Consider the following 7,467-nt stretch of genomic DNA (forward strand, 5'->3'; position numbering starts at 1 on the left):
GCTCGCCGACCACCCCCACCGAGGAGATCCTGGCCGGCATCTACGCCCACGTGCTGGGCGTCGAGCGGGTCGGCGTCGACGACTCCTTCTTCGACCTCGGCGGCGACAGCATCTCGGCGATGCGGGTGATCGCGGCGGTCAACAGCGCCATGGACGTCGGCGTGCCGGTGCGCGTCATCTTCGAATCGCCCACCGTCGCGCAGCTGGCGCCGCGCATCGGCGAGGACACCGGCCGGCTCGACCCGCTGGTGGCGGGGGAGCGTCCGGCGGTGGTCCCGCTGTCCTTCGCGCAGAGCCGGCTGTGGTTCCTCGACCAGCTGCAGGGACCGTCGCCGGTCTACAACATGGCGGCGGCGATGCGGATGCACGGCCGCCTCGACGTCGCGGCGCTGGAGGCGGCGCTGGCCGACGTGGTGGCCCGCCACGAGAGCCTGCGCACGGTGTTCGCCGTGACCGGGGAAACGCCCCAGCAGGTGGTCATCCCGGTCGAGCAAGCCGATCTGAGCTGGCGGAACGTGAACGCCCGCGGCTGGTCGGCGGGCCGGCTGCGCGAGGCGATCGACGCCGCGGCCCGCGAAACCTTCGACCTGGCCACCCAGATCCCGTTGCGCGCATCGCTGTTCCGCACCGCCGACGACGAACACGTGCTGGTGGCCGTCGTGCACCACATCGCCGCCGACGGCTGGTCGTTGCGGCCGCTGGTCCGCGACCTGGGGCTGGCGTACGCCAGCCGCTGCGCCGGGCGGGCCCCCGACTGGGAGCCGCTGGCCGTGCAGTACGTCGACTACACGCTGTGGCAGCGCGCGCAGTTCGGCGAACTCGCCGACAGCGGCAGCCGCATCGCCGCGCAGCTCGCCTACTGGCAGGACGCGCTGGCCGGCATGCCGGAGCGGTTGGCGCTGCCCACCGACCGGCCCTACCCGCAGATCGCCGATCAGCGCGGGGCGGCCGTCGAGGTGGACTGGCCGGCCGACCTGCAGCAGCAGGTCGCCGGGCTGGCCCGCGAGTACAACTCGACCAGCTTCATGGTGGTGCAGGCCGCGCTGGCCGTGCTGCTGTCGAAGATCAGCGCCAGCACCGACGTGGCGGTCGGCTTCCCGATCGCCGGCCGGCGCGACCCCGCGCTCGACGACCTGGTCGGGTTCTTCGTCAACACCCTGGTGCTCCGCGTCGACCTGGCCGGTGACCCGAGTTTCACCGAACTGCTGACCCGCGTCCGCGCCCGCAGCCTGGAGGCCTTCGAGCACCAGGACGTGCCGTTCGAGGTGCTGGTCGAGCGCGTCAACCCGACCCGAAGCCTGACCCACCACCCGCTGGTGCAGGTGATGCTGGCCTGGCAGAACTTCGCCGGGCAGGACAGCGACCCCGGCGCCGGACTGGCCCTGGGCGACGTGCAGGTGACCTCGATACCGCTGGACACCCAGGTCGCCCGCATGGATCTGGTGTTCTCGCTGGCCGAACGCTGGGGCGAGGACAACGAGCCCGCCGGGATCGGCGGGCGGGTGGAGTTCCGCACCGACGTGTTCGACGCGGCCACCATCGAGACGCTGATCGCGCGCCTGCAGCTGGTGCTGGAGGCGATGACGGCCGATCCCGCCAGCGCCCTGTCGACGGTGGACCTGCTGGACCGGCACGAACGCGCCCGCCTGGACGCCCTGGGCAACCGCGCGGCGCTGACCGCGCCCGCGACCACCGACGCCTCGATTCCCGCGCTGTTCGCCGAGCAGGTGGCGCGCACCCCGGACGCGGTGGCGCTGCGCTGCGACGACCGCTCGTGGACCTATCGCGAGCTCGACGAGGCCGCCAACCGGCTGGCCCACCGGCTGACCGGCCTCGGCGTCAGCCGCGGTGAGCGGGTGGCGCTGCTGTTCGGCCGCTCGGCCGAGGCGATCGTGGCGATCCTGGCGGTGCTCAAGACCGGCGCGGCCTACCTGCCGATCGACCCGGGGCTGCCGGCGGAGCGGATCGGCTTCATGCTCGCCGACGCCGCGCCGATGGTGGCGATCAGCACCGCCGGGCTGGCCGAGCGGCTGTACGGCCACCACGTCGCCGTCCTCGACGTGAACGATCCGGCCGTGCCCACCCAGCCGTCGACCCCGTTGCCGGCGCCGAGCGCCGACGACGTCGCCTACCTGATCTACACCTCGGGCACCACCGGTGTCCCCAAAGGCGTTGCCGTCACGCACGGTAACGTCGCCCGGCTGCTGGCGTCCGGTGACTCCGGTCTGCCCCGCGAGGGCGTCTGGTCGCAATGGCACTCGCTGGCCTTCGACGTCTCGGTCTGGGAGATCTTCGGCGCGCTGCTGCAGGGCGGACGCCTGGTGGTGATCCCCGACTCCGTGGTCCGGTCGCCGGACGACTTCCACGCGCTGCTGGTCGCCGAACGGGTCACCGTGATCAGCCAGACGCCGTCCGCGGCGGACGTGCTGTCGCCCGCGGGGCTGGACTCCGCGGCGCTGGTGGTGGCCGGCGAGGCCTGCCCGGCCGAGCTGGTCGACCGGTGGGCGCCGGGACGCACGATGATCAACGCCTACGGCCCCACCGAGGCGACGGTGTACGCCGCGGTCAGCGCCCCGCTGCAGGCGGGATCGCCCACCACCGGGCCGGTGCCGATCGGTTCCCCGGTGCCGGCGGCCGCGGCGTTCGTGCTGGACGAATCCCTGCGGCCGGCGCCGCACGGCGTGGTCGGTGAGCTGTATGTCGCCGGCGGCGGCGTCGCGGTCGGCTACTGGCGCCGCGCCGAGCTGACCGCGTCGCGCTTCGTGGCCTGCCCGTTCGGGGCGCCCGGGTCGCGGATGTACCGCACCGGCGACCTGGTCCGCTGGGGGCCCGACGGCCAGTTGCAGTACCTGGGCCGGGCCGACGAGCAGGTCAAGATCCGCGGCTATCGCATCGAACTCGGCGAGGTGCGCTCGGCGCTGGCCGCGCTGGACGGCGTGGACCAGGCGGCGGTGATCGCCCGCGAGGACCGCCCAGGCGACAAGCGCCTGGTCGGCTACGTCACCGGGGGAGCGGACCCGGTCGAGGCCCGCGCCCGGCTGGCCGATCGCCTGCCGGCCTACATGGTCCCGGCCGCCGTCGTGGCGCTCGACGCGCTGCCGCTGACACCGAACGGCAAGCTCGACGTCCGGGCCCTGCCGTCACCGGAGTACCGCGACGTCGACCGCTACCGCGCCCCGGGCACCCCGGCCGAGGAGACCTTGGCCGGCATCTACGCCCAGGTTCTGGGCGTCGACCGGGTCGGCGTCGACGACTCCTTCTTCGACCTCGGCGGCGACAGCATCTCCTCGATGCAGGTGGTGACCCGCGCGCGGGCCGCAGGCCTGGCGCTGCGCACCCGCGACATCTTCACCGAGCAGACCGTGGCCCGGCTGGCCCGGGTCGCCGGCGTCACCGACGGCGAGCACGGCGTGCAAGACGAGGGCGTCGGCGAGGTCGTCGCCACGCCCATCATCCGGTGGCTGCGCAGCGTGGACGGTCCGGTCGACCAGTTCAACCAGACGATGGTCCTGCAGGCACCCGCCGGCGTCACCGAGGCCGACGTGGTGGTGGTGTTGCAGGCCCTGCTGGACCGGCACGCCATGCTGCGGCTGCGCGTCGATCGCGCGGACGAGGGCGCGGACGAGGGTGCGGGCGAATGGTCGCTACGGGTGCCCGAGCCGGGTTCGGTCGATGCCGCCCAGCGGCTGCACGCGGTCGACGAGCTGTCGGACGCGGCGATCGTCGACGCGCGGTCGCGGTTGAACCCGGCCGCCGGGGTGATGCTCAGTGCGCTGTGGGTTTCCGCCACGCGTCAGCTGGTGCTGATCATTCATCACCTGGCCGTCGACGGCGTCTCCTGGCGGGTGCTGCTGGAGGACCTCAACATCGCCTGGGGCCAGCATCACCACGGCCAACCCGTCGCGCTGCCCGCCGGCAGCACCTCGTTCGCCCGCTGGGCGACGCTGCTCGCCGAGCACGCGCAGTCACCGGCCGTGGCCGAGCAGGCCGAGGCCTGGCGGCGGGTCGCCGCGACCCCGTCCGCCCTGCCCGCGGTGCGGCCCGAGGTCGACACCTACGAGACCGCCGAGAACATGTCGGTGACCCTGGACGCGACGACCACCCGCACGCTGCTCGGCGAGGCGCCGGCGGCATTCCACGCCGGCGTCAACGACATCCTGCTGATCGGGTTCGCCCTGGCCTGGGCCGAGTTCCTGGGCCCCCGTCTCGCTGTCGGCACCCCCATCGGCATCGACGTCGAGGGCCACGGCCGCCACGAGGAACTGGCCGCCGGAGTCGACCTGTCGCGCACCGTCGGGTGGTTCACCACCAAGTACCCGGTGGCTTTGAACGTCGCGGGGCACGTCGGCGGGCTGTCCTGGTCGCAGGTCACCTCCGGCGCGCCGATCCTGGGCGCGCTGATCAAGGACGCCAAGGAGCAACTGCGCGCGCTGCCGGACCCGCTCACCTACGGGTTGCTGCGCTACCTCAACGGCGACGTCGACCTGGACGGCCCCGACCCGACCATCGGGTTTAACTACCTGGGCCGGCTGGGCGGCGCGGCGGCCGAGCTCTCCGACGAGCTGTGGCGAATCAGCCCGGACGGGTCGTCGGCCACCGCGACCAGCACCGCGGTGCCGATGCCGCTGATGCACACCGTCGACCTCAACGCCGGCACCATGGACACCGCCGACGGCCCGCAGCTGCACGCCAACTGGACGTGGGCGGCCTCGGCGCTGGACCGCGACCAGATCGCCCGCCTGAGCCGGCTGTGGTTCGAGGCCCTGGCCGGCATCTGCGCGCACGTGCGCCACGGCGGCGGCGGCCTGACCCCGTCGGACATCGCGCCCGCGCGCCTGGACCAGCAGCAGATCGAGCGGCTGGAGCGGCGCCTGCGGATCGCCGACGTGCTGCCGCTGACCCCGCTGCAGGAGGGTCTGCTCTTCCACGCCGGCTCCCGGCGGGACGTCCGAGACCGGCTGGAAGACCACCTGTATGCGGTGCAGCTCGACCTGACCCTGACCGGCCCGCTGGACGCCGACCGGCTGCGCGACGCCATGCACAGCGTGGTCATTCGGCACCCGCACCTGGTGGCCCGTTTCTGCGAGGAGTTCGACGAGCCGGTCCAGATCATCCCGGCCAACCCGGCGCTGGCCTGGCGCCACCTCGAGATCAGGCCCAACGGCAGCGCGCCCGAAGAGCGGATCCAGCGGCTGTGCGCCGCCGAACGCGCCGCGGTCTACGACCTGGCCGACCAGTCGGCCGTGCGCGCCGCGCTGATCCGCACGGGCGACGACCGGCACCGGCTGGTGCTCACCATCCACCACATCGTGCTCGACGGCTGGTCGGTGCCGATCCTGCTGAACGAGACGTTCGCCTGCTACACCGGACAGCGGCTGCCGGCGCCCGCGCCCTACCGCCGGTTCGTCACCTGGCTGGCCGAGCGCGACCACGACGCCGCCCGCGCGGCGTGGCGCGACGTGCTGGACGGCTTCGACACCCCGACGCTGGTCGGGCCGCCGCAGCAGCGGGAACCCGGCGGCCGCGGTGTCCGGTCGTTCGCGCTGTCCGAGGAGACTACCCGCGCGGTCAGCGAACTGGCCCGCGCCGGCCACACCACCGTCAGCACCGTGCTGCAAGCCGGGTGGGCGCAGCTGCTGGCCTGGCTGACCGGCCAGCACGACGTCACCTTCGGCACCACCGTGTCGGGCCGGCCGGCCGAGGTGCTCGGCGCCGAATCGATGGTGGGTCTGATGATCAACACCGTCCCGGTGCGCGCCAACATGACGGCGTCGACCACCACCACCGAGCTGCTCGACCAGATGCAGCGCGCCCACGCCGACACGCTGGACCACCAGCACCTGGCGTTGCACGAGATCCACCGGATCACCGGACACGAGCAGCTCTTCGACACCCTGTTCGCCTACGAGAACTATCCGCTGGACACCTCCGCGATGGCCGTCGACCACGAACTGGCGATCGCCGACGTCAACATGTTCGAGCGCAACCACTACCCGCTGACGATGCAGGCCGCCCTGTCCGGCCAGGAACTCGGCCTGCGGGTGGAGTACGACACCGGCATCTTCGACACCCAGACCATCGACGCGCTGCGCGACCGGCTGGAGCGGGTGCTGCTCGCGATGGCCGCCGACCCGGGCCGGCCACTGTCGTCGGTCGATCTGCTCGGCGCGCCCGAGCGCACCCGCCTGGACCAGATCGGCAACCGGGCGGTGTTGACCCGGCCGCTGCCCGCGCTGCCGTCGATTCCCGCCATGTTCGATGCGCAGGTCGCCGACCGGCCCGACGCGGCGGCGATCAGCTGGGGCAGCACGTCGATGACCTACCGGGAACTCGACGAGGCCGCCACCAGGCTGGCGCGCCTGCTCGCCGAGCAGGGCGCGGGGCCGGGAGAGTCGGTGGCGGTGCTGTTCTCGCGGTCGGTGCGGGCGATCGTGGCCATCCTGGCGGTGCTCAAGACCGGGGCGGCGTACCTGCCGATCGACCCGGCCGCGCCGGGCGCCCGGATCCGCTTCATGCTCGACGACGCCGCGCCGGTCGCCGCCGTCACCACCGAAGGCCTGCGGTCGCGACTGAACGGCTGCGAGGTGACGGTCATCGATATCGAGGACCCCCGGATCGGGGAGCGCGCGGCCACGCCGCTGCCGGCGGTCGCGGCCGACGGCATCGCCTACGTCATCTACACCTCGGGCACCACCGGTGTCCCCAAGGCCGTGGCGATCACCCACCGCAACGTGACCCAGCTGCTGGACACCCTGGACGCCGGCCTGCCGCGGGTGGGCGTGTGGACGCAGAGCCACTCGTACGCCTTCGACGTGTCGGTCTGGGAGATCTTCGGCGCGCTGCTGCGCGGCGGCCGGCTGGTGGTGGTGCCCGAGTCGGTGGCCCGCTCGCCGAAGGACTTCCACGCCCTGCTCGTCGACGCGGAGGTCACTGTGTTGACGCAGACCCCGTCGGCGGTGGCGATGCTGTCGCCGAAGGGGCTGGAGTCGGTGACGCTGGCGGTGGTCGGCGAGGCCTGCCCGGCCGAGGTGGTGGATCGCTGGGCGCCCGGCCGGGTGATGGTGAACGCCTACGGCCCGACCGAGACCACCATGTGTGTGGCGATCAGCGCCCCGCTGACGCGGGGATCCGGGACGCCGCCGATCGGTCTGCCGGTGGACGGCGCGGCCCTGTTCGTGCTCGACCCGTGGTTGCGCCCGGTGCCCGAGGGGGTCGTCGGCGAGCTGTATGTGGCCGGCGACGGGGTGGCCGCCGGGTATGTGGGCCGGGCCGGGCTGACGGCCTCGCGGTTCGTGGCGTGCCCGTTCGGGGCGCCCGGGGCGCGCATGTATCGCACCGGGGACCTGGTCTGCTGGGGGCCCGACGGACAGCTGCGCTACCTGGGTCGCGCCGACGAGCAGGTGAAGATCCGCGGCTACCGCATCGAGCTCGGCGAGGTCCAGGCCGCGCTGGCCGCGCTGGACGACG

The 7,467-nt window shown here is 73.3% G+C and carries 1 protein-coding gene; it reads left to right on the forward strand.

Translation table 11 applies throughout. The features are described from left to right. Window positions 1-7,467 (forward strand): non-ribosomal peptide synthetase (locus A5624_RS24070; protein WP_156749178.1); only part of this gene is annotated, 7,467 nt, incomplete at both ends.

This window comes from Mycobacterium sp. 1482292.6, from assembly GCF_001672995.1.
Classification (GTDB): domain Bacteria; phylum Actinomycetota; class Actinomycetes; order Mycobacteriales; family Mycobacteriaceae; genus Mycobacterium; species Mycobacterium europaeum_A.